Below are 24,699 nucleotides of genomic sequence, written 5' to 3' on the forward strand. Positions count from 1 at the left end.
AGCACACATCATGACAACGACGCTCCGCGTCAATCTCGCCGAATACGGCGTGACGAAGGCCATGCGCGACGGCCGCGTGAAGTCCGACCTCGTCACACTCGACTACTGCGGACCGACGCCCGCGCACAACGGCTTCAAGGCGATGGTGCGCGAGAACCAGTTCGATGCCGGCGAGCTCGCCATCGTCACCTTCCTGCAGGCGAAGGCTTATGGCAAGCCGTATGTCCTGCTGCCCGCGCCGATCTCGGGCCGCTTCCAGCATCACTGCGCGGGCTATAACCTCGACTTCGGTCATCTTGATCCGAAGGACATCGAAGGCAAGCAGGTCGGCGTGCGCACCTACACGCAGACTACTGCGCTGTGGATTCGCGGCATCCTGCGTCATGAGTACGGTGTCGATCTGGACAAGGTCACGTGGATGACGCTCGGTGACGGCCACCTCGCCGAATACAGCGATCCTTCGAACTGCCGTCGTCTGCCGGCCGGTTCGTCGATTCCGCAGATGATGATGGACGGCGGGCTGACGGCGGCCCTTCTGGGCGAGGACATGCCCAAGGATGAGCGCGTGCGCACCCTCGTGCCCGATGCGCAGAACGCCGCGAAAGACTGGTTTGCGCGCACGGGCGTCGTGCCGATCAATCACATGTTCGTGGTGCACGAGCGCTTGTCGCAGGAGCGGCCGGATATCGTGCGCGAGTTGTATCGCATGGTGGCCGAGAGCCGCGCGGCTGCGGAGAGCGTTCCGGCCGTGTTTCCTCCGCTCGGGCTGGAAGCGAACCGCAAGGGTCTGCAACTCGCGGTGGACTGGGCGCTCGACCAGAAGATCATTCCGCGGCGCCTGTCCGTGGACGAACTCTTCGACGATGTGACCGGCAGCCTCGGTTGATACGAGGCAGTGAGCGGCTGCGCTCCGCAGTACAAGAGATGACTCCATCACCCGCCATGCAGACCCGTTCCGATGACGTGACGTCGTTGCTGCGCCACGCACCGCTCACGCGCTTCCTGATCGCGCGCATCGGTTCCATCACGGCCCAGCAGATGTTGATGCTGGCGATCAGCTGGCACATGTATGACCTGACATCGAGCGCGTGGGACCTTGGCCTCGTCGGTCTGTTTCAGTTCGCGCCGGGCCTCGCGACGACGCTCGTTGCCGGTCATTGCGCGGACCGCCTGCATCGCGGGCGGATGGTCGCCGCGTGTCTCGCGCTGCAAGCGGTTGCGGCAGCGCTGCTGACGGCGGCTACCTCCACGCATCATGTCACGCGCGACGCGCTGTTGGCGCTGTCGCTTGTGCTCGGCGCCATCAGGCCGTTCCAGATGGCTGGCCAGCAGGCGCTTTTGCCGATGCTCGTGCCGCCCAGGCTCCTCGCGCGCTCAATGGCGCTGAGCACCGTGGTCCAGCAGACCTGCGTCATCGCCGGGCCGGCGCTGGGCGGCGTGCTGTTTGCTATCAGCGTGGTCACGGTGTATCTGACCAGCGCGGCGCTGTTCTGCTTCAGCGCCTTGCTGTATTTCTTCGTGCGTTATGACTTCACGCCGCCGCCGCGTGAACCCGTCACCGCGGATTCGATCCTTGCCGGCCTGCGCTTCATCTGGAGCCATCCGCTTCTGCTCGGCGCCATTTCGCTCGATCTCTTCGCCGTGCTGTTCGGCGGCGCTACGGCGTTGCTGCCGGTCTATGCGCGGCAAGTCCTGCATGTGGGACCGCAAGGGCTTGGACTGCTGCGCTCGGCGCCTGCCATTGGTGCATTGTGTGTCGGCGTGTTCCTGTCGCGACGGTCGATTGCCAGCGGCGTCGGCAAGAAGCTGCTCGTTGCGGTGGGCATTTATGGCGTTGCCATCGTCGGTTTCGGGCTGTCGACATGGTTTCCCTTGTCGCTCATCCTGCTGGCCGTCTCTGGCGGCGCGGACACCATCAGCGTGGTCGTAAGGCAGACGCTCATTCAGTTGGAGACACCGGATCGCATGCGCGGTCGCGTGGCGGCGGTGAATACGCTCTTCATCGGGGCCAGCAATCAGCTCGGGGAATTCGAGTCCGGCGTCACGGCGTCAGGTCTCGGCGTAATCGGCTCAGTGGTCGCGGGCGGCGTTGCGACGATTCTCGTGAGCCTTGCATGGAGCCACCTGTTCAAGCCGCTCGCCACGCGCGACGCGCTGCATTGAACGCAGCGCCAAGGGTTCGCCAAGGGTTCATCGGCCGGCTTGTTGCGTGCCGTCGAATGCGGGACCGTACGCGGCGGTCGCCTCGTTCCGGCTGCGCAGGAGGGTGGCTTCGGCGCGCTGGAGGCTGTCCGGGCAATTTCCGTCGCAGTTGCTGAGCGGGTTGTAGCCGGCTTTCTCGAGCTGCACGAGTTCAGCCCGGACCTGAGCGCGCGTGAGCGGCTCGCTCGTCTGAGCGAAGGCTGCTGCGGGAACGAGGATGGCGGCGGCGACCAATACGGCGTGGATGGCGAGTTTCATGTCTTGACCTTTCTGCGTGATGAGAACCGCGTGACTGTTCAGCGGCGACAGGTCGTATTTCACACTAGGGTAATTACCTAGTCTATTGAATTTATCGGCGTGAGAGTTGACGGTTTGGTTAAGGGTGAACGAATCTTTGCCTCGTGCAAATTAGTAAGTTAACTTGGCAGTTTTCTTTTCATCTGTCAGAGTGACGCCATGGCAGATCAATCCGCAACCTCAAAGCTCGACAGCGCCGACGAACTCGCTTCCGCACTTCGTTCCGTCGTCTCCCGGCTCAAGCGCAACATGCGCGCACAGTCGACCTATGGCGATCTGACCGGCACGCAGACTGCCGTGTTGCTGCGTCTGGAGCGCGAGGGCCCGGCCTCGGTATCGGAACTCGCACAGGCCGAAGGCATCCGCACGCAATCCATGGGAACGGCGGTTGCGGCGCTCATGGCCGGCGGGCATGTCGTGGGCAAGCCGGACCCGGAGGATGGACGCCGCACCATCCTGTCCCTCACCAAAACCAGTCTCTCGATGATCCGCAAAGGGCGCAGCGCGCGGCAGGACTGGTTGTCCCGCACCATCCGGGCGCGGCTGTCTGCCACCGAGCAGGCGCAAGTCGCAGCGGCCGTGGCATTGCTCGCGCGGCTGGTGGACGAGTGAACCTGCTTGTCTTCATGCGTCGCCGGAAGCGCGACGCCTTGACCATTTCGACACACGAGGCGTTTGAAAAAAAATGGAATGGCTCGATCTCATCGCCTGGTTCTTCGGCGGCGTCTTTTTTTGCAACGCATTGCCGCATCTGGTCAGCGGCGTACGAGGCGAACCGTTCCAGAGCCCCTTCGCGACGCCGCCCGGCCAGGGCCTCTCCTCATCCACGGTGAACGTGGTGTGGGGCTTCTTCAATCTCGTCATCGGATATGCGCTGGTGTGTCACGTCGGTCATTTCGATTTTCGCAACACCATTGACGCCCTGGCATTCGGCCTCGGCATGCTGGTCATCGGGCTGTTTCTAGCCAGGCACTTCGGCCGCTTCCATGGTGGCCGGATGACTACGCGGACGTGAGGGATTCAGGCAGTGCAGGCATTCCGTTCCCTGAAGGTTTTCAACTATCGCCTGTGGGCGGCCGGTGCGCTCGTCTCCAATGTCGGCACCTGGATGCAGCGCACCGCGCAGGACTGGCTCGTATTGACGCAGTTGACGCATCACAACGCCTCGGCGGTCGGCACGGTGATGGCGCTCCAGTTCGGGCCGCAGATCGTCCTGCTGCCGTGGACGGGCTATGCGGCGGATCACTACGACCAGCGCAAGCTCCTGATGTTCACCCAGGCGACCATGGGCGCGCTGGCACTGGCGCTGGGCGCGCTGACAGTGACCGGTGTCGTCGTGCTGTGGCATGTGTATGTGTTCGCGCTGCTGTTCGGATGTGCATCGGCTTTCGACGGGCCGGTGCGGCAGACTTTCGTCGGCTCGCTGGTGGGTGACGCGGACCTGCACAACGCGGTCGCGCTCAACTCCACGTCGTTCAACGCGGGACGGATGATCGGACCGGCGGTGGCGGGGCTGGTCATCGGCTCGGTGGGCACGGGCTGGGCCTTTCTCGTCAACGGTGTCAGCTTCGTCGCCGTGCTGGTTTCGATGTCGTGGTTCCGCAGGTCCGAGCTGCGCGGGAGCGCGCGGGCCGGGCGCGCCCGGAAGGGCATGTCCGAGGGGTTCCGCTATGCGTGGTCACGCCCCGACCTCAAGGCGATTCTCGTCATGCTTTTCCTGATCGGCACTTTTGGTCTCAACTTTCCGATTTTCATTTCGACGATGGCCGTCGGCGTTTTTCATACCGACGCGCGCGGCTACGGCCTGCTTTCGTCGTTCATGGCGATCGGCACGATTTCCGGCGCCTTGCTCGCGGCGGGACGCGGCCGGCCGCGCTTCGGCGCCATCCTGGCCGGAGCCGGCATGTTCGGCGTGGGCTGTACGTTCGCGGCCGTTGCGCCGACCTACTGGCTGTTCGCAGGTGCGCTGGTCGTGATCGGCGTGGCGGCGCTCACTTTTACGAACACCACGAACAGTCTGATGCAGATCTCGACCGAACCCGCGATGCGAGGGCGCGTCATGGCGCTGCGGCTGGCCATTGCGCTTGGCGGAACGCCGATTGGCGCGCCCGTGGTCGGCTGGGTCGCCAACCACCTGGGGCCGCGCTGGGCATTGGGGATTGGCGCGCTGTCGGGGTTCGCCGCCGTATCGGTCGGCGGCTATGCGCTGTCCCGCATCCGGCGTGAACAGCGCATGTCACTTCAGAACAGATGATCGATACCGATGGTGAACGCGGTCTGACTGTTCGCCCCGGCCGGGTTCAGCGTGCTGACAACAGCGTGGCGATAGGACGTGTAGTCGGCTTCGGCATAGAGCGTCGTGCGCTTGGACAGCAGATAGGCCAGTGACAGGACTGACAGGCTGCGGCGTCCGGCCTTGTCGGTGGAGACGTTGGTCTGGTAATAGCCGCCACGAAACACGATAAACGGCGTCACCGTCCATGCCAGCCCGCCAAACGCATTGTTCGTCACCGTATGCGGCGCGGCGGGGTCCTGCAGGTCTTCGGCCATGAAGCCGCCGGACAGTTTGATCAGTCCGATCGCATAGCTGGTGCCCAGCATGTAGTAGCTGTCGCCCAGGTAGCGCGTGCCGTTCAGCACATTGCGGTGTCCATACACGCCGCCCACGGCCACGGGGCCCGCCGCGTAGCTCATGCCCACGGCACGGGCCGCGCCACTGCTGAAATTGCCCGCGACACCGCCGAACGAGTTGTCCGCTTCGAACAGCAACGAACCGATCCGGTTTTTGTACTTCACGTCGTTGTCGTTGCGCGTGCCGTCGGAGGCGGCGGTGAGCGGCAGGATCGGCGTGAAATGAAAACTGAACGGATCGTAGATGCTGATGATGTCGTGCGCGATCGTGTACTGCCGGCCAAGATCGATCGAGCCGTAAGTCCGATGCCCGATGCCGACGAACGACTGCCGGTTGAATTCGCGGTTGGCCGTGTTGTCGAACTGGCCGTTACCGAGATTAAAGCCGCTTTCCAGCTGGGCGTGTGCGTTCCAGCCATCGCCCAGATCTTCCTTCAAGCGAAAACCGAGCTTGTTCGAGCTGTAGTAACCGTTCGAGTTCATCGTGGTCACGGTGCCGCCGCCCTTGGCCGCACTGGTCTGATGGCGGATGCCGCCATCCACGGTGCCGTACAGCGTCACGCTGGTTTGCGCATGTACAGAGAAGGCCGACAACGTTCCGGCGGCCGCGGACAGGGTCAGTCCTAGCCTTTTCCAAGCTATCTTTTTCACAACGTGTCTCCAACTTCATTAGGATTTTTTGCGATCGGTATGACTAAATATTTTCGGAACTTTTCTTTCCGAAAATAAGGCCGCCGGAATCGAGTCGATGCCGGCGGCGGTCAGTCAGTGACCGGCGGAGCTGCCGCTCGCCTGTTTGATCGGTCCGATCTGGACGTCGGACGGACGGAATCCGGACTTCAGCTCGCGCGTCAGGGCCACGCGATCGAGGGCCTTCTCCCAGTTCGCGACGACAATTGTCGCCACGCTATTGCCGATGATGTTCGTGAAGACGAACGCACTCGACATCGCCTTGTGAATGCCGAGAATCAGCGCGATGGACTCGACAGGAATCGTGTTCGATGCAGCCAGCGTGGCCGCGAGCACCGCGATGGCCGCGCCGGAAACGCCAGCCGCGCCCTTCGAGGTGAGCAGCAGCACCGCGAGCAGGACGAGCTGTTCGTGCCAGCCCATCGGCGTGTTGGTGGCCTGGGCGAGGAACACGGCGGCAGCAGCGAAGTACAGGCAGGTGCCGTCGTGATTGAAGGTGTAGGCCGTCGGCAGCACGAGACCCACGACGGACTGTTCGCATCCCAGGCGTTCGAGCTTGTCGATCAATTGCGGGAACACGGTTTCGGAGGAACTCGTGCCGATCACGAGCAGCAACTCCGCGCCGATATAGCGCATCAGCCGCAGCAGGCTGAAGCCATTCGCACGAGCGATGGGCCACAGGATCAGCACGATGAACAGCGCACAGGTCAGGTAGAACTCGAGGATCAGCTTGCCGAGCGAGATCAGCGTGCCGAAGCCGAACTTGCTGACCGTGAACGCGATGGCGCCGAACGCCGCGATGGGCGCAATCTTCATCGTCAGGCCGATTACCCAGAACAGCGCGCCCGAGACCGAGTCGATGAAATCGAGTGCGGGTTTCGCGCGGTCGCCGATCGCCGCAAGACCGAACGCGAACAGGACCGAGAAGAACAGCACTTGCAGCACGTCGCCGCCCGAGAACGCGCTGAACGCGGTGTGCGGGATCACATTGAGCAGAAATTCGCTCGTCGTGACGACATGATGAGCCTTCGCGACATACGCATCGACGGCGGCGGAATGCACGCTGTGCATGTCCACGTTCATGCCGACGCCCGGCTTCAGCACGTTGATGACGACCAGCCCGAGCACCAGTGCGAGCGACGTGACGACTTCGAAGTAGAACAGCGCCTTGATCGCGACGCGGCCCACCTTCTTGAAGTCCTTCACGCCCGCGATGCCGCTGCATACCGTGCAGAAGATGATTGGGCCGATCAGCATCTGGATGATGCGGATGAAGGCGTCGCCGACCGGTTGCAGATTGATGCCGAACTTCGGGAACAGATAGCCTGTGGCGATGCCGAGCGCCATGCCGGCCAGGACCTGGAAGGACAGGTCGCGATAGAATGGCCGGCGTTTCCTGGGTTGCGTGGCGGCGTTGCCGGGCAAGCTCATGGATGTCTCCTTGCGGTGCGGGTGGCGAATTCAGATTCGCTTCTGAGAATGAAATAAGTGAAAAGGCGGCGTGCGAGGCGGCTCAACGTCCCGCGTCGCCCAGAATGCGTTCGCTGTCCGCGAAGATTTCATCGACGGTCAGCTTGCGTGGCAGCAGACCCTGTTCCTCGCAGAACGCCAGGGTTTCTTCGAGCGGCGCGCGCAATGCGTCGTAACCGAACAGCAGCTTGTCGGGCTTGCCGGCATTCTCCGCGGCCACCGAGGCCTTGCCGCGGCACAGCAGGTCATACACGGCGCGCACCGCTTGCGGATGGGCATCGGCCAGCGCTTGCGTCACGACGACGACATGGTTGATCGGCACGTAGCGATGCGCGGCGTACCACGCGAGATCGGCCGTCGCGGCATCCGGAATCAGCGGTTCGAGACCCGCTTCGTCGGGCAGGTCGTTGCCGAGGATGGCGGCATCGAGTTCACCGGCACGCAGCATCGGCAACAGTTGCTTGCCGGGCGCGGCGCGTTGCACGAACGACGGGTCCGCATACTCTTCGAGATGCGCGCCTTCGATGGTGATCCATTCGTTCGCTTCGACCGGCACGCCGTACGTGCCAGACAGAATGGCGCGCACCCACATGCCGGTGGTTTGCGTATAAGTACGCACGCCGATCTTCTTGCCAGACAACTGATCGATATCGAGCTTGCCGCGCCGCGCATTATAAATAATGCAGCCCTGCTGGAACCGTGCGGCCACGACGGCGGGCAGCAGGATGAGCGGCTTGCCATAAGCCTTGGCCTGCAAGTACGTGACGATGGCGAGTTCGCTTACGTCATAAGCCTGGCGACGTGCCATCGGCGCGAACGCGTTGTGAATCGGCTCGACTTCGTCGAACACGAGTTGCACGGCGGGATCGGTCAGTTCGCCACGCTTGAGCGCACGCGTGTGCGGATACGTTTTCAGGGCGGTTTTCAGCAGCAGCGGTTGCATGTCGTGACTCACGGAAGGCGTATTCAGACGGCCAGCGCCGGATAGACGGTCAGCGCGGTGCCGCCAAAGATGGCTTGCTGTGCATCAGCGGGCAGCATCGCGAGGCTGGCGCGTGCATCGGCGAGCAATTGCGGCAGCGCGCCTTCCGCCGCGGGGAAGTTCGAGCCCCACGCAATACGGTGCGCACCGAAGGCGTCGAGCACGCGCGGAAAGAAAGCCTCCGGCGTCGATGCGCCGCGCGACGCTTCTGCGATCGTGCGGTTCGTGAGCTTCAGATACACCCCTTCATGCGATGCCAGGCTGAACAGCGGTGCCGCCGCTTCATACGGCGCTCCGCCCGCGAGGTCGGGACGCGCCAGGTGATCGAGCAACACGCGGATCTTCGGAAAGCGCGCGAGCATGTTCAGCAGCGCGGGAATGCCTTGCGCCGTCATTTGCAGACAGATCGATACGCCATGACGTTCCGCGTATTCCCACACCGGGAAGGAGCGCTCGTCGTCGAGCCAGCCCGCTTGCCCGGGCATCGTGCTGCCCGTCGTGAAGAGGCGCAGTCCGGAGAGGCCCGCGTCGAGCCAGCGTTGCAGTTGCGTGACGGCGTCGTTCGCAAGCACGTCGATGGAGAACACGCCGGCGAAGCGGTCCGGCTGACTGCGCACCGCTTCCACCACATAACTATTGTCGTTGCCGTACACGGTGGACGCCTGCACGACCACGGCACGGTCGATGCCGGCATCGTCGAGCGAGGCCAGCAAGCCTTCGAAACTGACGGGACGCTTGGCCGACCATTCGGACTGGTGGCCGCCAACCGGCGCGAGCGGAAAACGCTGTTTATCCGAGGAAATGGCGTGAGTGTGAGTATCGATGACAACGGACATGAAGCGGCTCCAGGGGGTCTTCTTCGCAGTGGAATGGACGTCACTGTAAGCCGGTTGCGAGCGAATCCCTCAATATGAACTTTGCGCTTTGGCATAAATTCTGGTTAAGCTAAGGGTTTTCACATAGGGGTTGAACGCCATGGCGAACCGCGAAGACGACCCGTCGAATGACGATCTGACGCGCTTGCGGCGCCTGTTCCTGTTCGACGCCGTGTGCGAATCGGGTGGTATCGGACAGGCGGCCGCACGCGCGGGACGCACCCAGCCGGCGGTGAGCCTTGCCATCGCCAAACTCGAGGCCAGCTTCGGCGGGCAACTGTTCGAGCGCGGCTACGGCGGCAGCGAACTGACGGCGGAAGGGCGCATCCTGCAACGGCGCACGCGGCGCATGCTCGATCAGATGGAGCGCGCGGTCGCGGCTTTGACCGGCCATGACGAGCCTTCCCCGCACAGCGCGACGATCTGCCGGCACCTCACCGATGCCCAGGTGCGCTGTCATATCGCCATCGCGCAGGCCGGGTCGGCGGCGGAGGCGGCGCAGCAGCTCGGCATCTCGCAGCCGGCCGTGCATCGCGCGGCGCGACAGATCGAACAGAGCGTGGGTGTGTCGCTGTATCGACGGCGCGTGCACAGCGTCGCGGCGAATCCGGCGGGCGTCGAATTTGCGCGGCGGCTCAGTCTTGCGCTGTATGAGATTGCGCAGGCCCGTGAAGATCTCGCCTATGCGCGCGGCCAGCGCACCGGGCGCGTGGCCATTGGCGTGTTGCCGCTGTTGCCGCCGCGGCTCGTCGCGCGCGTGATTCAACGGCTGCGCGCACGCTATCCGGCGGCCCGCATCACGGTGGACGAAGGCTCGCACGCGCCACTGCTGCGCGATCTGCGCGCGGGCGGCATCGACATCATCGTCGGCGGCTTGCGCGAGCCCCGGCTCACTGGCGCAGTGCAGGAAACCGAGCTGTTCGCGGACCCGTATGTGGTCGCGGTGCGCAAGGGGCATAAGCTTGCGCGGCAGAAGTCGATCATGCCCAACCATCTCGCCGACTACGACTGGGTCGTGCCGCAGCGCACCGTGCCGCGCCGCGCGGTAATCGACCGCCTCTTCGCGCGCTTGCCCGCCACGCCGCCGCTCGTGGTCGAAACGAGTTCGCTCGCGATGATGATCGCCATGCTCGTCGAGAGTGATTGCATCACCTTGCTGTCGCGCTCGCAGATACGCGAGGCCTATCCTGGCAGCGACATGGTCGCGCTCGAACTGAAGACGCCGGAGGCGGATCGCGCGGTCGGCTATACGGTGCGAAGCGACTGGCTCGGCACCGCCGTGCAGCAGGCTTTCATCGAGTGCTTGCGCGAAGAATGCGGACTGCCCGCGTGAGCATGGGTGTCCACTTCCCGCACTGAATCAGGCAGGCGCCTTTACCCGCAGGTTAACGCGTCGAGAAATTTATTCAATGGACGCTGCCGGGTCGCGATGAGACGATGCAAGCATCGAAAGCCACAGACGACTCGCTGCAAGCCACCTTGCAAGTCAATGTCTTGAGCTACAAGCATAAGGGTGTGGCGCATACAGCGGCACAAGGAGACAAGCACATGCATCGCGAGATCGCGCAGGGCGGCTGACGCCTTCATTCAAGGCCGATACGCGCTTTGCGAAGGCACGCGGCCTTCGTACCCCCATCACGCATCAACGCAGGAATCACTGCCCGAAAAGGCGGTGAGGGGCACTCACGCCCGCAATAAAAGAAGCCTGAAACAAGGCGCCATAGTTGGAGACAGCCATGCATGCAAGCAAGCGAACGAGACACACATCGGATCATCCGGAAAGAGAGCGGAGCAGCACGCCGAATGACTGACAGACGGCCCCATGCCGTCCGGGTCGCGCGGACGGCATGAGAAAGCGATACCGCATCTCACCGAAAAAATCTCATGATCAGGAAACTAACAATCGTTCTCGCCGCCTGTCAGTTCGCGGGTGTGGCGCACGCGCAATCCTTTGTCACGCTGGCAGGCGTGGTGGACGGCGGCATTCGTTATACGCACACGGGACTGGGCAACCAGTATTCGATGAACTCGAACGGCTTCTTCACTTCGAACCGGCTCGATTTCATCGGCAAGGAAGATCTCGGCGGCGGCTACAACGCGCACTTCAGGCTCGAGAGCGGCTTCAATCTCGGCAATGGCGCGTACGACAACACGAACAACGTCGCGTTCAACCGGGGCGCGTATGTCGGCCTGGGCGGGTGGTTCGGTTCGCTCGACTTCGGCCGCCAGTACACCATCGCGCATGACGTGGTCTACGACTACGATCCCTTCAACTTCGAGTATCCCGGCATCACGCCGCTCACGCCCGCGACCGCGGGCACGCGCTTCAACAACGACGTGAAGTACAGCCGCACGTATGGACCGTTCCGCTTTCGCGCGGAGAATTCCTTCGGCGGCGTGGCGGGCGATTTCAACGCGGGATCGGCACGCGGCGTGGGCTTGCAATACAAAATGGGACCGGTGAACGTGGGCGGCGTCTATATCCACCGGTCGGTACTGTCAGGCACGACCTATCAGCCGGATAACTACTACACGCTCGGTGCCGCGCTGACCTTCGGCGACTTGCGCTTCGCGGGCGGCTACATGAACGATAACGTCGACGTGGCCGCGCCGAACCGCGACGTGCGCACGCTCAACTACTGGGGCGGCCTGACGTATCAGTTGACTCCGTACACGCGCGTGGGCGCTGCGTACTACATCACGGACTTGCCAAATACGGGCGGCAAGCGCAGTCAGGGACTGGCGAGCATCGCCTATTCGCTGTCGAAGCAGACGGTGCTCTACGCCGAGTTCGACTACACGAAGTTCTCCGGAACCTACATCACCAACAAGACCTTGAACGCCACCCAGCAGCCGCATCAACTCGCTTTCACCGTGGGGATCAACCATGGCTTCTGATAAGTCGGTCAGCGCATCTTCGATGCCGGTTCTGCACGCTCCCCGTCGTTTCCATTATCCTGCTGCGTTATTCTTTATCGCCGCGCAGCCGGTTTTCGCGCGGCAGGCAGAGGAACAAGTGCGGCATAAGAATCGTGCGACGGCGCGAGCGGAAAGCCGCACGCAGAACGACTAGCGTCGAAGCGTGTCATCGTCCGATGCGCAAGGCGCATCGGAGACACTATGAGTCAGCTGGACTGGTATTTGAGCGTCAACATGAAGGCGCGTCATCTGCGCCTGCTCGTCGCCATTTATGACTTCCGCAACTTGCGGCAAGTGGCGTCGAATTCTTACATTACGGTTCCGGCGGTATCGAAGGCGCTCGGCGAAATTGAAAGCGCGCTGGGCGTGAAACTCTTCGAGCGCACCGTCAACGGCCTGCGTCCCACTGCCTATGGCGAATGCGTGGTGCGGCACGCGCGCGCCGTGCTGAGCAGCCTGAGCCAGACGGCCGAAGAGATCAAGGCGCTGCAGACCGGCAGCGCCGGCAAGGTGCATGTCGGCGCGCTGCCGACGCTCATCTCCACCCTCATGCCGCGCGCCCTCGCGCGCCTGAAGCAAGAAGCGCCGCAGACCAACGTCTCGATCCTCGAAGGCCGCATGAACGGGCTGTTGCAGGACCTGCGGCGCGGCGACCTCGACATGATCGTGGGCCGTCTGCCGAACCGCGCGGACACCGTGGGCCTGCATGAACGCGCGCTCATCAACACGCCTATCAAGCTCGTCACGGGCGTGCAGCATCCGCTCGCAAGCAGAAGCACCGTGCAATGGTCGGACCTGAAGGACTATCCGTGGATCCTGCCCCCTTCGGGTTCGCTGCTGCGCGAGCCGATCGAAAACACGCTGGCGCGCCATGGCCTGCCGATGCCGTCGAACACCATCGAGACCCTTTCTACGCATCTGATCCGCGCCTACATCCAGATCAACGACGCCATTGCGCTGCATACCGTGGACATGCTGTATCCGGATTCGGAGGCCAGCCCGTTCCATGTGCTGCCGCTCGACATGAACCTCGCGACCCGGCCGCTCGGCGTGATCTGGCGTGCCGACAAGCCGCTCGCGCCCAGCGCCATGCTGCTTCTGCAATGCCTCGAACGTGAATGTCCGCCGAGCGGCGTGCAGGATGAAGCCGACCTCGCCGCGATGGCGGAGCACGTCGGATCCGGTCAAGGGACTTAACCGAAAGGTTAAGGCATCTGCCCTTTTATTCAATGGACGGAAAACGCAGGCGGCGCGATGATGTCTTCATCGAACCCGCATCAAGAGCGCGTTGACGCGCCGGCGGTTCACCGTAAAGGAGACAGACGGATGGCCATCCCCATCATGAGAGCATGGCGTCGCGCGGCCGCATGGTGCGGCACGGCGGCGCGCACCACGAAAGCAATCGCGCGTGCCTGGCCGGGACAATTCCCGGTGTTGATCCCCATCTTCGGCATGGACGATCTGAGCCAGCCGCGACGCTAGCCTTCGCTATCCGAAGGCGCTTCCCGTTCCAGTCAATCAGAGTTCGATCTCCGCCGCGCGCAGTCGCGGCCGGCCTCCGTACGCCTGCACGCACGGCCAACACACAACGGCGATATAAAAAATAAAGGGGAAATCCTGCATGACAGGCCGACGCACCTTTCTGAAGGAAGCGCTCATCAGCGGCACAGCGGCGGCGCTCGTCAAGCCCGCGGTGGCCACGCCGACGTCCACCGCGCCGCAGCGGCCTTTAGTGAGCAGGCCATCGCCGGCGCTGGTGGCAGCGGAAGCGCAAGGCGATGCCCTGGCGCCCTCGCTCGACGAAGCGCCTGCCACGGATGCCGCGCACATCGGCAATCCCGGCTCCGATTTCATGGTGGATCTGCTGCGCATCGCGGGTATCGACTATGTCGCGACGATGCCCGGCTCGACCTTTCGCGGCCTTCACGAGTCGATCGTGAACTATGCGGGCGACACGCATCCGCAGATGATCGTCTGCACCCACGAGGAAGCGTCGGCGGCGATTGCGCACGGATACGCAAAAGTCGCGGGCAAGCCCATGGCCTGTCTCGTGCACAGCACGGTGGGATTGCAGCATGCGTCGATGGCGCTCTACAACGCATGGTGCGATCACGTGCCGATGACGGTCATCGCCGGCAATATCGCCGACGCGACCAAGCGCCGTCCGGGTGTCGAGTGGTATCACACGGCGCAGGACCTCGGCGCGCTGGTACGCGACTACACCAAGTACGACGACTATCCGGTGTCGCTCCAGCATTACGCCGAATCGTTCATGCGCGCCTACACCATGTCCGTCACGCCGCCGATGGCGCCCGTGCTGATCGTCGCGGATGCGGAGTTGCAGGAACAGCCGATCGCAGACCCGCATGGCATCACGGTGCCGCCGCTGCGCGAAGTGTCGCCGCCCGCCGCAAGCGCCGATGCCTTGCAAGCCGCCGCCACGATGCTGTGCGCGGCGAAGGCGCCGGTGATCGTCGCGGATCGCGCGGTGCGCACGCAGGCGGGCCTGGAGTCGCTGGTCGCGCTGGCTGAATCGCTCAACGCGCCGGTGATCGACCTGCTGGGCCGCATGAACTTCCCCACGCGGCACCCCCTCAATCATTCGTCGATGCAGGCACGCCTGCTGGCCGATGCCGACGTGATCCTTGCGCTCGAAGTGGGCGATGTCTGGGGCCTTACGCAGAGCGTTCCAGATACGATCGGCCGCGCGTCGAAGCGGCGCGCGAAGCCGGACGTGCGCGTCATCAGCATCTCGACGTCCTATCTCTACGGCAAGTCGAACATGCAGGATGCGGAGCGTTATTACGCTGCGACCTTGCCCATCGGCGCGGATGCCCAGGCGTCGATGCCGGCGCTGGCGCAGGCCATCCGCACGACGATGACTGCTGCGCAACGCACGGTCGTTGAAGCGCGTGCGGCAACGCTGCGAGCCTCGCACGACAGCATGCAGCACGCCGCGCGGGAAGCCGCCGCGCGCGGATGGGACGGCACGCCGATCAGCACCGCACGTCTCGCGCAGGAAGTATGGAACGTCATCCGCCACGATGACTGGGCGCTCGTTTCACCGCCCGGCGCGTGCAGCCAGTGGCCCAACCGCCTGTGGGACTTCACGAAGACATATCAGTTCATCGGCGCGGGCGGAGGATACGGCGTCGGCTATGCGGCGCCCGCCGCCGTGGGCGCGGCGATCGCGCATCGCGATGCCGGGCGCATCGCCGTCAGCATCCAGACCGACGGCGATCTGATGGTGCTGCCCGGCGTGCTGTGGACGGCGGCGCATCATCAAGTGCCCTTGCTGATGGTGATGCACAACAACCGCGCGTGGCATCAGGAGACCATGCATATCCAGCGCATGGCGGGACGGCGTGATCGTCATCCTGAGCGCGGGCGCATCGGCACCGTGTTGCAGGATCCGCCGATCGATTACGCATCGATGGCGAAGAGCATGGGTGTCTGGGCGGAAGGCCCGATCTCCAGTCCCGCCGATCTCGGCCCGGCCCTGACGCGCGCGATGGCGCAGGTCAGAAGCGGCAAGCCCGCGCTGCTCGACGTGCTGACCCAACCTCGATGACGGACGCCGCAATGCCTCTCTGTTCACGTTTGCCGATGAAGGCGCTGGCGTTCATCGCGTTCATCGCGTTCGCGGTGTCGTTGGGAGCACATGCCGACACGAACGCCGATATCGAAACCGGCCGCGCGCTCTTCATGCAGAAGGGCTGCTACGAATGTCATGGCGTGCTGGGGCAGGGCAGCGCATCGACGGGGCCTGCGCTCGCGCCGCATCCGGTCCCGCTATCGGCGATGCAAGCGTATGTGCACGATCCCAAGGGCGAGATGCCGGTCTACAGCAAGCGGATTCTCTCCGATGACGAGATCACCCGCATTCACGCTTATCTCGCCTCCTTGCCGCCGAATCCTCCCGCGGAGAGTCTCGCGTTGCTGAACGACGGCGCGGCGCCCACAGCCCAAGCATCGGTGTCACCGGGACACGGCTCGTCCATTTACGCAGCGAATTGCGCGGCATGTCATGGCGCGGGCGGCGAGGGCGGTGCAGGCCCCGCGCTGCGCGGCATCGCGAGCCGTTATGGAACGAGCGACATCGAAGCGCGCATTCGCGAACCCTCGGGCATCATGCCGCGCCTGTATCCACACGTCCTGAACGATGAAAACGTGAGGGACGTGGCCCGTTACGTGGCGCAGTTGCGCTGACCAAAACTCACATATACGGATCCCGAAGCATTTACCAGTTGGTTAACGCACCCACGGCTTATTTCAATAGACGGGAAACACACGCTACCCGATGATCTTCTGACCGGATCGCCCGACGGTCCCCGAACATCATTCGAGTCCAACAGGAGACCCCGTTGACCAGGAAAGTCCCGCTCAAGATCGCCATTGCAGAGTATCCGCATACGTCGGCCATTCGCAACGGCTCGATTCTCATCGAAGGCGTCGATGCCGAGATCGTCACCGTCAAGCCGCAGATCGGCGCGTTCCGCCGGATGGTCCGCGATGTCGAGTTCGACGTGTGCGAACTCGCACCGACCACCTACATCATCGCGCGAGCCTATGGCGCACCGTTCGTCGCGCTGCCGATCTTCGTCATGCGGCGCTTTCATCATGGCGGCCTGCTCGTGCGCCCGGATGCGGGCATTGCCACACCCAAGGATCTCGAAGGCAGGAAGGTCGGCGTGCGCGCGTATTCCGTCACGACCGGCGTATGGACGCGGCAAGTGCTGATCGACGAGTTCGGTCTCGATTCGTCGAAGGTCACATGGGTCGTCGATGACGAGGAACACGTCACGCAGCTCAAGCTTCCGTCGAATGTGATGCACGCGCCGCAAGGCAAGTCGCTTGCGGACCTGATGGCCTCAGGCGAACTCGCGGCGGGCTTTGCGGCAAATGCCGGCATCGGCCGCACCGGCAACCCGAACGGCGGCTGGCAGGAAGTCGAAGCCGACTATCCCGACCTGCTGCCGAACGCGGCCGAACTCGAAGCCGACTGTTACCGCCGCACGGGCGTGTATCCGATGCACGGCACCATCGTCGTGAAAGATGCGGTGCTCGCCGAGCATCCGTGGATCGCGAAGTCGCTCTACGACGCATTCGAGCAGGCGAAGCAGGCATGGCTCGCCACGCTCGACCACAACGACCCGACCAACGCCAGCGACAAGAAGTATCTCGCGCTGCGCAAGATCGTCGGACGTGATCCGTTGCCGTACGGGATCGAGGCCAATCGCAAGACCATCGAGGCACTGGAAGCCACCGCCTTCGAGCAGCGGCTCACGCCGCGCCGGATGTCGATGGCCGAGCTGTTCGTCGATCCGCTTGCTTAGTTCATAGCCACCACCGCATAACCATTCAATCGAATCACAGAGCAACTCATGGCATCCATCGTTGATATTCATCCGCACATCATCTCCGACGATACCGCGCGCTATCCCGTCGCGCCGCTGGGCGGCAAGCGTTCCGACTGGTCGAAGGAGCGTCCTTCCACCGTCGAGTCGCTGATCGCCGCAATGGACCAAGCCGGTGTGGCGAAGGCCGCCGTCGTGCATTCGTCGACCACGTATGGCTTCGACAACAGCTACGTGCTCGATGCGTGCGCGGCTTATCCGGACCGTCTTGTCGCGGTGGGCTCCGTCGACGTGACGCTGCCCGATGCCCCGCGCACCATTCGCGCCTGCGTGGAGCGCGGCCTCGCGGGCCTGCGCATGTTCACGGGCGGCAGCACGAAGGATTTCGATCCGGGCGAACTCGAAGATCCGCGCGCCTGGCCTGCCTGGGAAACCTGCGCGGAACTGAACCTGCCGATGTGCATCCAGACCGGTCCGGTGGGCCTGCCGCAGGTCGCCGATCTGGCGCGGCGCTTTCCGAACGTGAAGATCATTCTCGATCACCTCGGCCGTCCCGACGTGACGGACGGCGCGCCTTACGCAAAGGCACAGACCCTGTTCGACCTTGCGCCGCTCACGAACATCTACATGAAGCTGACCCCGCGCATTTTCGACGACATGCAGAAGGGCGATGCGAACGCCGGGACCTTTTTCCCGCGCCTGATCGACGTGTTTGGCGCGCAGCGTCTGGCGTGGGGTTCGAACTTCCCGAGTTCGAAGGGCACGCTGCCTGAGATTCTCGCGACAGCCGAAGCGGGCCTTCGTTGCCTGAACGAAGACGACCGCGCGTGGATCTTCGGCAAGACGGCGCAACAGTTGTATCCGGCGCTGGCCTGAGCGGCGTGGCGACGGATCTCCAGTGAACGAAGCATGAGGAACAACCAGATGGCGACGATTCAAACCGACCTGCCGACGCTGCGGGTGAACCTGGCCGAGTACGCGGCAACGAAAGCGATGAGAGACGGCCGCGTGTCGTCGAACGTGGTCAATCTCGACTACTGCGGCCCGGCACGCGCGCACGACGGCTTCAAGCCGATGCTGCGCGAGAATGCGTTCGATGCCGGCGAGCTGGCCATCGTCACGTATCTGCAGGCGAAGGCTTACGGCAAGCCTTATGTGCTGCTTCCGGCGCCGATCTCAGGACGCTTCCAGCATCATTGCGCAGGCTATAACGGTGAGCTGGGTCATCTCGACCCGAAGGACATCGAGGGCAAGCGGGTGGGCGTGCGCACCTATGCACAGACCACTGGCCTGTGGATTCGCGGCATCCTGCGTCACGAGTACGGCGTCGATCTCGACAAGGTCACGTGGATGACGCAAGGCGAGGGGCATCTCGCCGAATACACGGACCCGGCCAATTGCCAGCGGCTGCCGAAGGGTTCGTCGGTCGGGCAGATGATGCTGGACGGCGAACTCGCGGCGGTGCTGGCGGGCGAAGACATGCCGAAGGACCCGCGCGTGAAAACGCTGGTTCCTGATGCCCAGGCCGCCGCGAAGGACTGGTTCGCGCGCGAGGGCGTGGTGCCGATCAACCATATGTTCGTCGTGCATGCCGGGCTGTCGAAGGAGCGGCCGGACATCGTGCGCGAGCTGTACCGGATGATCGTGGAGAGCCGCGCACTGGGCGAGGGCGTGCCCGCCGTGATCCCGCCGTTCGGTCTGGAAGCGAACCGCAAGGGTATCCAGCTTGCCATCGACTGGGCGCTCGACCAGAAGATCATTCCGCGCCGCTTCTCGGTGGACGAACTGTTCGACGATGTAACCGGCAGTCTCGGATAGACCCGCGCACGGGCGCGCAGTGATAACAAAAAATCAGACGGAGACGATGTGATGGAGACTATTCGAAGAGCGGCACGCCTCGAGAGCCGTTGGGGCGTCGTATTCCTGCTCGCCTTTGGCCTGATGATCGCGTTCATGGACCGCACGAGCATGTCGGCCGCGCTTGCGGATCATCATTTCGTCCAGCATTTCACGCTCACGTCGGTGCAGCGCGGCTGGCTCGGCTCATCGGTGTTCTGGGCCTACGGGCTGCTGCAATTGCCGATGGGCTGGCTCGTCGACCGCTACGGCGTCAAATGGCCTTACGCGATCTGCTTCCTGCTGTGGTGTGTCGCGGCAGCGGTCACCGGCATCGTCACCACGCTGTCGGCGCTCATCATCGTGCGGGTGCTGATCGGCGCGGCGGAAGCGGTGGTCGTGCCCGCTACCTATCGCTATATCGCCAACCGCTTCGAGGAAACGCAGAAGGGCACGGCGCTCGGCATCTATTCGGTCGGCGGCAAGATGGGTCCGGCTCTCGGCGCGCCGGCTGCCGCGTGGCTGATCGCGGGCACGTCGTGGAAGATGATGTTCATCGTGACGGGTCTCGCGGGTTTGGTGTGGCTCCTGCCCTGGTTGCTGATGGTGCGCAACGACTTCCCCGATGCGACCGAACTCGCATCGAGAAAGCAGCGCGCCGCCTCGGTGCCGTTGCGCAATCTGCTGGCGAGCCCAGTGGTGTGGGGCGGCCTGCTGACCAACTTCTGCTACGCCTACTTCGCGTTCTACTGCATGACGTGGATGCCCGCGTATCTGGTGGAGCAGCGTGGACTCTCATTGCAGCAGTCGGGTCTGTACACGGCCTTCAGCTTCTGCGGCGTGGCGGTCACGGCCGCGCTCAGCGGCTGGCTGGCGGACCGGCTGATTGCCCGCGGTCACGATGCCGTCGTGGTGCGCAAGTCGTTCATGGTGGTCGGCTTCATCGGCGGCATGACGGTGTTGTTCGGGGCCTACGCACCGAGCGTGCAGATGGCGCTGTTCTGGAACGTGCTGTCGTTGACGCTGGTGGGTCTCGTCACGACGAACAACCTCGCGCTCGTCAAGCTCACACTGATTCCGAAGCAGGCTGTGGGCTTGAACACCGGCTTGCAGCAGGTCGCGACGAGCCTCGCGGGCGGCGTGTCCGCCAGTCTCTCCGGCTGGCTGCTGCATGTGGGACATAGCTACACACTGCCGATGATGGCGATCTTCGTGTTCCTGCTGGTCGGCGCGACGAGCACCATCGTGCTCATGCGGCGCAAATGGGCGCCGAAGGTGAACGACGTCAACGGTGAAGCGTCGGAGCGGAAGGCCACGCCGCCGGCGGCGATGAGTCAGGGCGTGCGTTGAGCGGTCATTTCCGTAAGCTGACAACAGGACCGGCGCGTCAGGCTCCGCGCCGGTCGATCGCCAGCGCGCGTATCGCTTCCTTCTGGAACTGCGTCGGCGTCACGCCGGTCTGCTTGCGGAAATAGCGGCTGAAATAGGCGATGTCGTCGAACCCGAGTTCATGCGCAATCTGCTTGACCGACATATGCGAGTAGACCAGATCCCGTTGCGCCTCGCGCACGAGATGCTCGTTGATCACCGCAAGCGGCGAACTCGAAATCTCCTCACGACAGATGCGCCCTAGCTGCGCGACGGTCGTGCCGAGCGTCTGCGCATAGAAATCCACAGGACGATGTTCGCGCGCATGCTTGACCACCAGTTCCCTGAAGCGCCTGATCTGCCCGGCGCGCCGTTGCGTGGCGGACAGGCTCGTGCCGGCCGCCGTGCGCGAGGCCGGCGCCGCTTCGCACAGGCGCCCGACATGCACGAAGAGCGCGATCAGCAACGGCAACCCTGCCGCCATGTGTCCGCGGTCCGTTGCGCGATATTCGTTCTCCAGCAGTTCGATCAGCGGCATCAGCGCACCGGCGTGCGTGCGGGCATTCACGCGCGTCACGCCCGCGCGCTGCAACAGCGGAATGAGCGGGGGCGCCGCCATCGCGGCAAGCGCTTCGAGCGAACGTTGCGCTACCGTCAACACGAGCCCGTCCACATCCGGCGCGAAGTTGAAGCCGTGGACTGTTTGCGCGGGCAGCATGATGACGCAGGGCGGCTGAATGGGAATGCGCGTGTTCTCGATGAGCACGTCGCCGTCGTCGCCGCCGCCGCGAATGTACAAAAACTGCAAGAGCGCGTCATGCCGATGCGCATCGATATGCCAGTCGTTCGGCGCGCTGCGCTCGGCGATCCATTCGAAGTTGAACGCGTCATACCACGGCGGCCGCGCCGATTCGCCGTATAAATTGTAGTTAGGGATTCTCCTGAGCACGTCCCGTCTCCTTTGCACAAATTGTCCTGTGGTCTGCTGCCTTTGTCCAATTCCTGGAACGAGGCCGTGAATATACTTTTCTCACAGGGAAGCGTCACGCGGCAACGCGGAAAAGCCCTTCCCTGAAGGCTCGAAAAGTGCAAAAGGAGAGAAGGATGAAGGAGACGAACGACGGCCCGCAGCACTGGCTCGGTCTCGAAGCGCGCTTGTGCGTGGTGACGGGCGCGGCGGGCGGCATCGGCCGCGCCATTGCCGCGACGCTGGCCGATGCCGGCGCGCGCATCGCGCTGCTGGACCGCGACGAAGCAGCCTGTCATGAAACGGCGCGCGCATTGCAGGCACGGGGCATCCAGGCGCTTGCCGTGGCCTGCGACATCGGCGATGCAGCAAGCGTGCAAGGCGCTTGCGAAAAAGTGGAACGCGCAATGGGCACGGCGGACGTGCTCGTGAACAATGCCGGCCTGTTGCGTGCGGGCGGTATCGAAGAGATCGCGCTGGATGCATGGAACGCGATGCTCGCCGTCAATCTCACGGGCACCATGCTGTGCGCCCAAGCCTTCGGACGCGGCATGCTCGCGCAAGGCCGAGGCAGCATCGTACAGATTGCTTCGGTGGCGGCGCATCATCCGCAAACCTGGAGCGGCGCGTATAGCGCGAGCAAGGCCGGCATCGCGATGCTTTCGCGGCAGATCGCCGCCGAGTGGGGACCGCGCGGCGTCCGCAGCAACACCGTGTGCCCTGGCATGATCCGCACGCCGCTCTCGCGTGCCTTCTATGAACAGGGCGATGTCGAAGCGCGCCGCAGCGCGATGACCGCGAGCCGGCGCATCGGCGAGCCGGCCGACATCGCCGAAGTCGTGGCCTTCCTCGCCAGTCCGCGCTCGGCCTATGTGAACGGCGCCGAGATCGCCGTGGACGGCGGCTTCGAATGCATGCTCATGGACCTCGTGCCGCGCCCCGGCTACGAAGCCAGACGGGCTGCATAGAGCATTCATTTGCGCGCATCGCCGCGCCCGTTTCACTCATAAAGGACACGATGATGACTACCGTGACACGGTCGTCCGATCTCGCTTGCGACGTGCTCGTGATCGGCTCGGGCGCTGGCGGTCTTGCGACCGCCATCACCGCCAGGAAACAGGGGCTCGACGTAATCGTCGTCGAGAAGGAAGGCTATTTCGGCGGCACCACCGCGTATTCGGGCGGCGTGCTGTGGATTCCCGGCAATCCGCATGCGCGACGTGCCGGGATCGAGGACACGCGCGCCGCTGCTATTGAGTATCTGCGTCATGAAACCGGCCCGATGTTCGATCAGGCCGCCATCGATGCGTTTCTCGATCACGGTCCGCGCATGGTTGAATTCTTCGAGCGCGAAACCTCGGTCGAATTCCTGCCCACGCTCTATCCCGACTACCATCCCGACGCGCCGGGCGGTGTGGATGTCGGCCGCTCGATCGTCGCGAAGCCCTTCGATGCGCGTGCGCTCGGCGCGGACCTGCCGCGTCTGCGTCCGCCGCTGAAGACCATCACCTTCATCGGCATGATGTTCAATTCGTCGAGCGCGGATCTCAAGCACTTCTTCAACGCGACGAAATCGCTTGCTTCGGCGTGGTATGTCGCGAAGCGGTTGAGCAGCCACATCACGGAACTTGTGCGCTACAGGCGCGGCGTGCAGGTGACGAGCGGCAACGCGCTGGCCGCACGCCTCGCGAAGTCCGCGCTCGATCTCGGCATTCCCATCCACACTCACACCGGCGCGAAGGAACTCATCACCGAAAAGGGCCGCGTGACCGGCGCGATAGTCGAAGCGAACGGCAGCGAGCAACGCATCGTGGCGCGGCGCGGCGTGGTGCTGGCCTGCGGCGGGTTCTCGCACGATCTCGCGCGTCTCTCGGCGGCGTATCCGCATGTGCAACGGGGCGGAGAACACGTGTCGCCGGTGCCCACGGGCAATACCGGCGATGGCGCGCGCATGGCCGAACGCGCGGGCGGACGCGTCGATCTGCGCTATCCGCAGGCCGCCGCATGGATGCCCGTGTCACGCGTGCCGCAGAAAGACGGCAGCGTCGGCGTGTTTCCGCATCTGCTCGACCGCTACAAGCCGGGTGTCATCGGCGTGACGCGCGGCGGCGTGCGTTTCACCAACGAAGCGAATTCGTATCACGACGTGGGCGCGGCGATGATCGAAGCCTGCCGCGGCGCGCATGAAACCGCGATGTGGCTCATCTGCGATCACGCGACGATCCGCCGTTACGGACTCGGTTTCGCGAAACCCGCGCCGCTCTCGCTGAAGCCGCATCTGACGAGCGGCTATCTCGTGAAGGGACGCACGCTCGCCGAACTCGCGCAGCGCGCGGGCATCGACGGCCCCGCGCTCGAAGCCACGGTGCGCGAGTACAACCGCGATGCGGCGACGGGACAGGACCGGGCTTTCGGGCGCGGCACGACGTCCTTCAACCGCTATCTCGGCGATGCCGCTCATGCACCGAACCCGTGTGTCGCGCCGCTCGGCGCTGGCCCGTACTACGCGCTCAAGCTCGTGATGGGCGATCTCGGCACCTTCGACGGCATCGCCACCAACACGCATGGCCAGGTGCTGAAGGGCACGGAGCCGATTGCCGGTCTCTACGCCGTCGGCAACGACCGCGCGAGCATCATGGGCGGCAACTATCCGGGCGCGGGCATCACGCTCGGACCGATCATGACCTTCGGCTATCTCACCGGTTTGCATCTTGCTGGACGCATCGCCGAGCGCAGCAGCGTCAGCCCATTGAGGAGCGCGGCATGAGCCACAAGCCTTTCATCGATCACCGCATCTACACCATCAGGCCGCGCGGCATGGCCGAGTTCATCGACGTGTTCGATCGTCTTGCCATGCCCATCCAGCTGAAGTATCTCGGCGCGCCGGTGGGCTTCTACATGAGCGATATCGGCGCGTTGAACCAGGTCGTGCATCTGTGGGGCTACGACAGCATCGCCGATTACGACCAGCGCCGCACCGCGCGCGACGACGATCCCGCTTGGCCCGCTTATTTGCAGGCATCGGCGCATCTGATCACCGCGCAGGAAAGCCGCATCATCAGGCGCGTCGAGTTCAGGAGCCTGTCGGCGGCCGTGCGCTGAAGC

The 24,699-nt window shown here is 63.9% G+C and carries 25 protein-coding genes; 19 read left to right on the forward strand and 6 right to left on the reverse strand.

The features are described 5' to 3' along the window. Positions 1-10: 10 nt before the first annotated feature. Both QCE64_RS16315 and QCE64_RS16320 read left to right on the forward strand, forming a co-directional pair. Positions 11-886, forward strand: a complete 876-nt coding sequence (locus QCE64_RS16315) for a phosphate ABC transporter substrate-binding protein (RefSeq protein ID WP_310004824.1) — start codon at positions 11-13, stop codon at positions 884-886. 56 nt (positions 887-942) lie between these two features. Continuing rightward, positions 943-2,163 carry an MFS transporter gene (locus QCE64_RS16320; protein ID WP_310005792.1) on the forward strand — a complete coding sequence of 407 codons (1,221 nt, stop codon included), beginning with the start codon at positions 943-945 and terminating at the stop codon, positions 2,161-2,163. A gap of 27 nt (positions 2,164-2,190) precedes the next feature. On the opposite strand, the gene QCE64_RS16325 is transcribed toward QCE64_RS16320, so the two are convergent. Further along, positions 2,191-2,460, reverse strand: a complete 270-nt coding sequence (locus QCE64_RS16325) for a DUF4148 domain-containing protein (RefSeq protein WP_310004826.1) — start codon at positions 2,458-2,460, stop codon at positions 2,191-2,193. 198 nt (positions 2,461-2,658) lie between these two features. Here QCE64_RS16325 and QCE64_RS16330 point away from each other — a divergent pair, with 198 nt between their 5' ends. From QCE64_RS16330 to QCE64_RS16340, 3 genes are all read left to right on the forward strand, one after another. Further along, positions 2,659-3,111, forward strand: coding sequence for a MarR family transcriptional regulator (locus QCE64_RS16330; RefSeq protein ID WP_309932148.1), 453 nt, complete (start codon positions 2,659-2,661; stop codon positions 3,109-3,111). A 73-nt stretch (positions 3,112-3,184) separates the two neighbouring features. Then, positions 3,185-3,514 carry a hypothetical protein gene (locus tag QCE64_RS16335; protein ID WP_310004829.1) on the forward strand — a complete coding sequence of 110 codons (330 nt, stop codon included), beginning with the start codon at positions 3,185-3,187 and terminating at the stop codon, positions 3,512-3,514. A gap of 3 nt (positions 3,515-3,517) precedes the next feature. After that, complete coding sequence (locus QCE64_RS16340; RefSeq protein WP_310005794.1) at positions 3,518-4,753, forward strand: MFS transporter; 1,236 nt, start codon at positions 3,518-3,520, stop codon at positions 4,751-4,753. Here the strand turns inward: QCE64_RS16340 and QCE64_RS16345 are convergent. The 4 genes from QCE64_RS16345 to QCE64_RS16360 form a co-directional block, all read right to left on the reverse strand. After that, positions 4,741-5,781 carry a porin gene (locus tag QCE64_RS16345; RefSeq protein ID WP_310004831.1) on the reverse strand — a complete coding sequence of 347 codons (1,041 nt, stop codon included), beginning with the start codon at positions 5,779-5,781 and terminating at the stop codon, positions 4,741-4,743. The genes QCE64_RS16340 and QCE64_RS16345 overlap by 13 nt on opposite strands. Before the next feature lie 114 nt (positions 5,782-5,895). After that, positions 5,896-7,251 carry a C4-dicarboxylate transporter DctA gene (gene dctA / locus QCE64_RS16350; RefSeq protein ID WP_310004835.1) on the reverse strand — a complete coding sequence of 452 codons (1,356 nt, stop codon included), beginning with the start codon at positions 7,249-7,251 and terminating at the stop codon, positions 5,896-5,898. Positions 7,252-7,333: 82 nt separating this feature from the next. Beyond that, on the reverse strand, positions 7,334-8,233 hold the full coding sequence (locus tag QCE64_RS16355) for a hypothetical protein (protein ID WP_309921196.1): 900 nt from the start codon (positions 8,231-8,233) through the stop codon (positions 7,334-7,336). 23 nt (positions 8,234-8,256) lie between these two features. After that, complete coding sequence (locus tag QCE64_RS16360; RefSeq protein ID WP_310004837.1) at positions 8,257-9,108, reverse strand: amidohydrolase family protein; 852 nt, start codon at positions 9,106-9,108, stop codon at positions 8,257-8,259. A gap of 139 nt (positions 9,109-9,247) precedes the next feature. Here QCE64_RS16360 and QCE64_RS16365 point away from each other — a divergent pair, with 139 nt between their 5' ends. The 11 genes from QCE64_RS16365 (at position 9,248) to QCE64_RS16415 (ending at position 20,609) form a co-directional block, all read left to right on the forward strand. After that, positions 9,248-10,480, forward strand: a complete 1,233-nt coding sequence (locus tag QCE64_RS16365) for a LysR substrate-binding domain-containing protein (RefSeq protein WP_309932152.1) — start codon at positions 9,248-9,250, stop codon at positions 10,478-10,480. A 104-nt stretch (positions 10,481-10,584) separates the two neighbouring features. Beyond that, positions 10,585-10,725, forward strand: coding sequence for a hypothetical protein (locus tag QCE64_RS16370; RefSeq protein WP_309921206.1), 141 nt, complete (start codon positions 10,585-10,587; stop codon positions 10,723-10,725). A gap of 306 nt (positions 10,726-11,031) precedes the next feature. Beyond that, positions 11,032-12,045 (forward strand): porin, encoded by a 1,014-nt coding sequence (locus QCE64_RS16375; protein ID WP_309921209.1) that lies wholly within the window; start codon positions 11,032-11,034, stop codon positions 12,043-12,045. 222 nt (positions 12,046-12,267) lie between these two features. Continuing rightward, a complete protein-coding gene (locus QCE64_RS16380) occupies positions 12,268-13,263 on the forward strand; it encodes a LysR substrate-binding domain-containing protein (RefSeq protein WP_310004839.1) in 996 nt (331 codons plus the stop codon). A 129-nt stretch (positions 13,264-13,392) separates the two neighbouring features. After that, the gene (locus tag QCE64_RS16385) at positions 13,393-13,548 is read left to right on the forward strand and encodes a hypothetical protein (RefSeq protein ID WP_309921215.1); all 156 of its coding nucleotides are present in this window, start codon (positions 13,393-13,395) and stop codon (positions 13,546-13,548) included. A gap of 139 nt (positions 13,549-13,687) precedes the next feature. After that, a complete protein-coding gene (locus QCE64_RS16390; protein ID WP_310004841.1) occupies positions 13,688-15,637 on the forward strand; it encodes a thiamine pyrophosphate-dependent enzyme in 1,950 nt (649 codons plus the stop codon). An 11-nt stretch (positions 15,638-15,648) separates the two neighbouring features. Then, positions 15,649-16,275: a cytochrome c gene (locus tag QCE64_RS16395; protein ID WP_310004843.1), complete on the forward strand. Its 627-nt coding sequence runs from the start codon at positions 15,649-15,651 to the stop codon at positions 16,273-16,275. A gap of 155 nt (positions 16,276-16,430) precedes the next feature. Continuing rightward, positions 16,431-17,402, forward strand: a complete 972-nt coding sequence (locus QCE64_RS16400; RefSeq protein WP_310004845.1) for a PhnD/SsuA/transferrin family substrate-binding protein — start codon at positions 16,431-16,433, stop codon at positions 17,400-17,402. Positions 17,403-17,450: 48 nt separating this feature from the next. Continuing rightward, entirely contained in the window at positions 17,451-18,299 is an 849-nt protein-coding gene (locus tag QCE64_RS16405; protein WP_310004847.1) for an amidohydrolase family protein, read from the forward strand. A gap of 48 nt (positions 18,300-18,347) precedes the next feature. Next, on the forward strand, positions 18,348-19,241 hold the full coding sequence (locus QCE64_RS16410) for a phosphate ABC transporter substrate-binding protein (protein ID WP_309921229.1): 894 nt from the start codon (positions 18,348-18,350) through the stop codon (positions 19,239-19,241). A gap of 51 nt (positions 19,242-19,292) precedes the next feature. Next, positions 19,293-20,609, forward strand: coding sequence for an MFS transporter (locus tag QCE64_RS16415; RefSeq protein WP_309932158.1), 1,317 nt, complete (start codon positions 19,293-19,295; stop codon positions 20,607-20,609). Between the two features lie 37 nt (positions 20,610-20,646). On the opposite strand, the gene QCE64_RS16420 is transcribed toward QCE64_RS16415, so the two are convergent. Next, positions 20,647-21,576, reverse strand: a complete 930-nt coding sequence (locus QCE64_RS16420; RefSeq protein ID WP_310004849.1) for a helix-turn-helix domain-containing protein — start codon at positions 21,574-21,576, stop codon at positions 20,647-20,649. Between the two features lie 155 nt (positions 21,577-21,731). Here QCE64_RS16420 and QCE64_RS16425 point away from each other — a divergent pair, with 155 nt between their 5' ends. The 3 genes from QCE64_RS16425 to QCE64_RS16435 are packed head-to-tail and all read left to right on the forward strand — an operon-like array spanning position 21,732 to position 24,696. After that, on the forward strand, positions 21,732-22,562 hold the full coding sequence (locus QCE64_RS16425) for an SDR family oxidoreductase (RefSeq protein WP_309932160.1): 831 nt from the start codon (positions 21,732-21,734) through the stop codon (positions 22,560-22,562). Between the two features lie 53 nt (positions 22,563-22,615). Continuing rightward, positions 22,616-24,361 carry an FAD-dependent oxidoreductase gene (locus QCE64_RS16430; protein WP_309921239.1) on the forward strand — a complete coding sequence of 582 codons (1,746 nt, stop codon included), beginning with the start codon at positions 22,616-22,618 and terminating at the stop codon, positions 24,359-24,361. Further along, entirely contained in the window at positions 24,358-24,696 is a 339-nt protein-coding gene (locus QCE64_RS16435) for an NIPSNAP family protein (protein ID WP_309932161.1), read from the forward strand. The genes QCE64_RS16430 and QCE64_RS16435 overlap by 4 nt, the downstream gene beginning before the upstream one ends. Positions 24,697-24,699 lie beyond the last annotated feature (3 nt).

Origin of the sequence: Caballeronia sp. LZ043, from assembly GCF_031451075.1 — a bacterium.
In the GTDB taxonomy this organism is placed as follows: Bacteria; Pseudomonadota; Gammaproteobacteria; order Burkholderiales; family Burkholderiaceae; genus Caballeronia.

Coding starts and splice junctions, on each gene's coding strand:
- QCE64_RS16365 (WP_309932152.1), top strand. CDS start 9,248: ATGGCGAACCGCGAAGACGACCCGTCGAATGACGATCTGACGCGCTTG.
- QCE64_RS16330 (WP_309932148.1), top strand. CDS start 2,659: ATGGCAGATCAATCCGCAACCTCAAAGCTCGACAGCGCCGACGAACTC.
- QCE64_RS16370 (WP_309921206.1), top strand. CDS start 10,585: ATGCAAGCATCGAAAGCCACAGACGACTCGCTGCAAGCCACCTTGCAA.
- QCE64_RS16425 (WP_309932160.1), top strand. CDS start 21,732: ATGAAGGAGACGAACGACGGCCCGCAGCACTGGCTCGGTCTCGAAGCG.
- QCE64_RS16315 (WP_310004824.1), top strand. CDS start 11: ATGACAACGACGCTCCGCGTCAATCTCGCCGAATACGGCGTGACGAAG.
- QCE64_RS16325 (WP_310004826.1), bottom strand. CDS start 2,460: ATGAAACTCGCCATCCACGCCGTATTGGTCGCCGCCGCCATCCTCGTT.
- QCE64_RS16375 (WP_309921209.1), top strand. CDS start 11,032: ATGATCAGGAAACTAACAATCGTTCTCGCCGCCTGTCAGTTCGCGGGT.
- QCE64_RS16430 (WP_309921239.1), top strand. CDS start 22,616: ATGACTACCGTGACACGGTCGTCCGATCTCGCTTGCGACGTGCTCGTG.
- QCE64_RS16360 (WP_310004837.1), bottom strand. CDS start 9,108: ATGTCCGTTGTCATCGATACTCACACTCACGCCATTTCCTCGGATAAA.
- dctA (WP_310004835.1), bottom strand. CDS start 7,251: ATGAGCTTGCCCGGCAACGCCGCCACGCAACCCAGGAAACGCCGGCCA.
- QCE64_RS16320 (WP_310005792.1), top strand. CDS start 943: ATGCAGACCCGTTCCGATGACGTGACGTCGTTGCTGCGCCACGCACCG.
- QCE64_RS16405 (WP_310004847.1), top strand. CDS start 17,451: ATGGCATCCATCGTTGATATTCATCCGCACATCATCTCCGACGATACC.
- QCE64_RS16335 (WP_310004829.1), top strand. CDS start 3,185: ATGGAATGGCTCGATCTCATCGCCTGGTTCTTCGGCGGCGTCTTTTTT.
- QCE64_RS16435 (WP_309932161.1), top strand. CDS start 24,358: ATGAGCCACAAGCCTTTCATCGATCACCGCATCTACACCATCAGGCCG.
- QCE64_RS16410 (WP_309921229.1), top strand. CDS start 18,348: ATGGCGACGATTCAAACCGACCTGCCGACGCTGCGGGTGAACCTGGCC.
- QCE64_RS16355 (WP_309921196.1), bottom strand. CDS start 8,233: ATGCAACCGCTGCTGCTGAAAACCGCCCTGAAAACGTATCCGCACACG.
- QCE64_RS16385 (WP_309921215.1), top strand. CDS start 13,393: ATGGCCATCCCCATCATGAGAGCATGGCGTCGCGCGGCCGCATGGTGC.
- QCE64_RS16390 (WP_310004841.1), top strand. CDS start 13,688: ATGACAGGCCGACGCACCTTTCTGAAGGAAGCGCTCATCAGCGGCACA.
- QCE64_RS16415 (WP_309932158.1), top strand. CDS start 19,293: ATGGAGACTATTCGAAGAGCGGCACGCCTCGAGAGCCGTTGGGGCGTC.
- QCE64_RS16380 (WP_310004839.1), top strand. CDS start 12,268: ATGAGTCAGCTGGACTGGTATTTGAGCGTCAACATGAAGGCGCGTCAT.
- QCE64_RS16395 (WP_310004843.1), top strand. CDS start 15,649: ATGCCTCTCTGTTCACGTTTGCCGATGAAGGCGCTGGCGTTCATCGCG.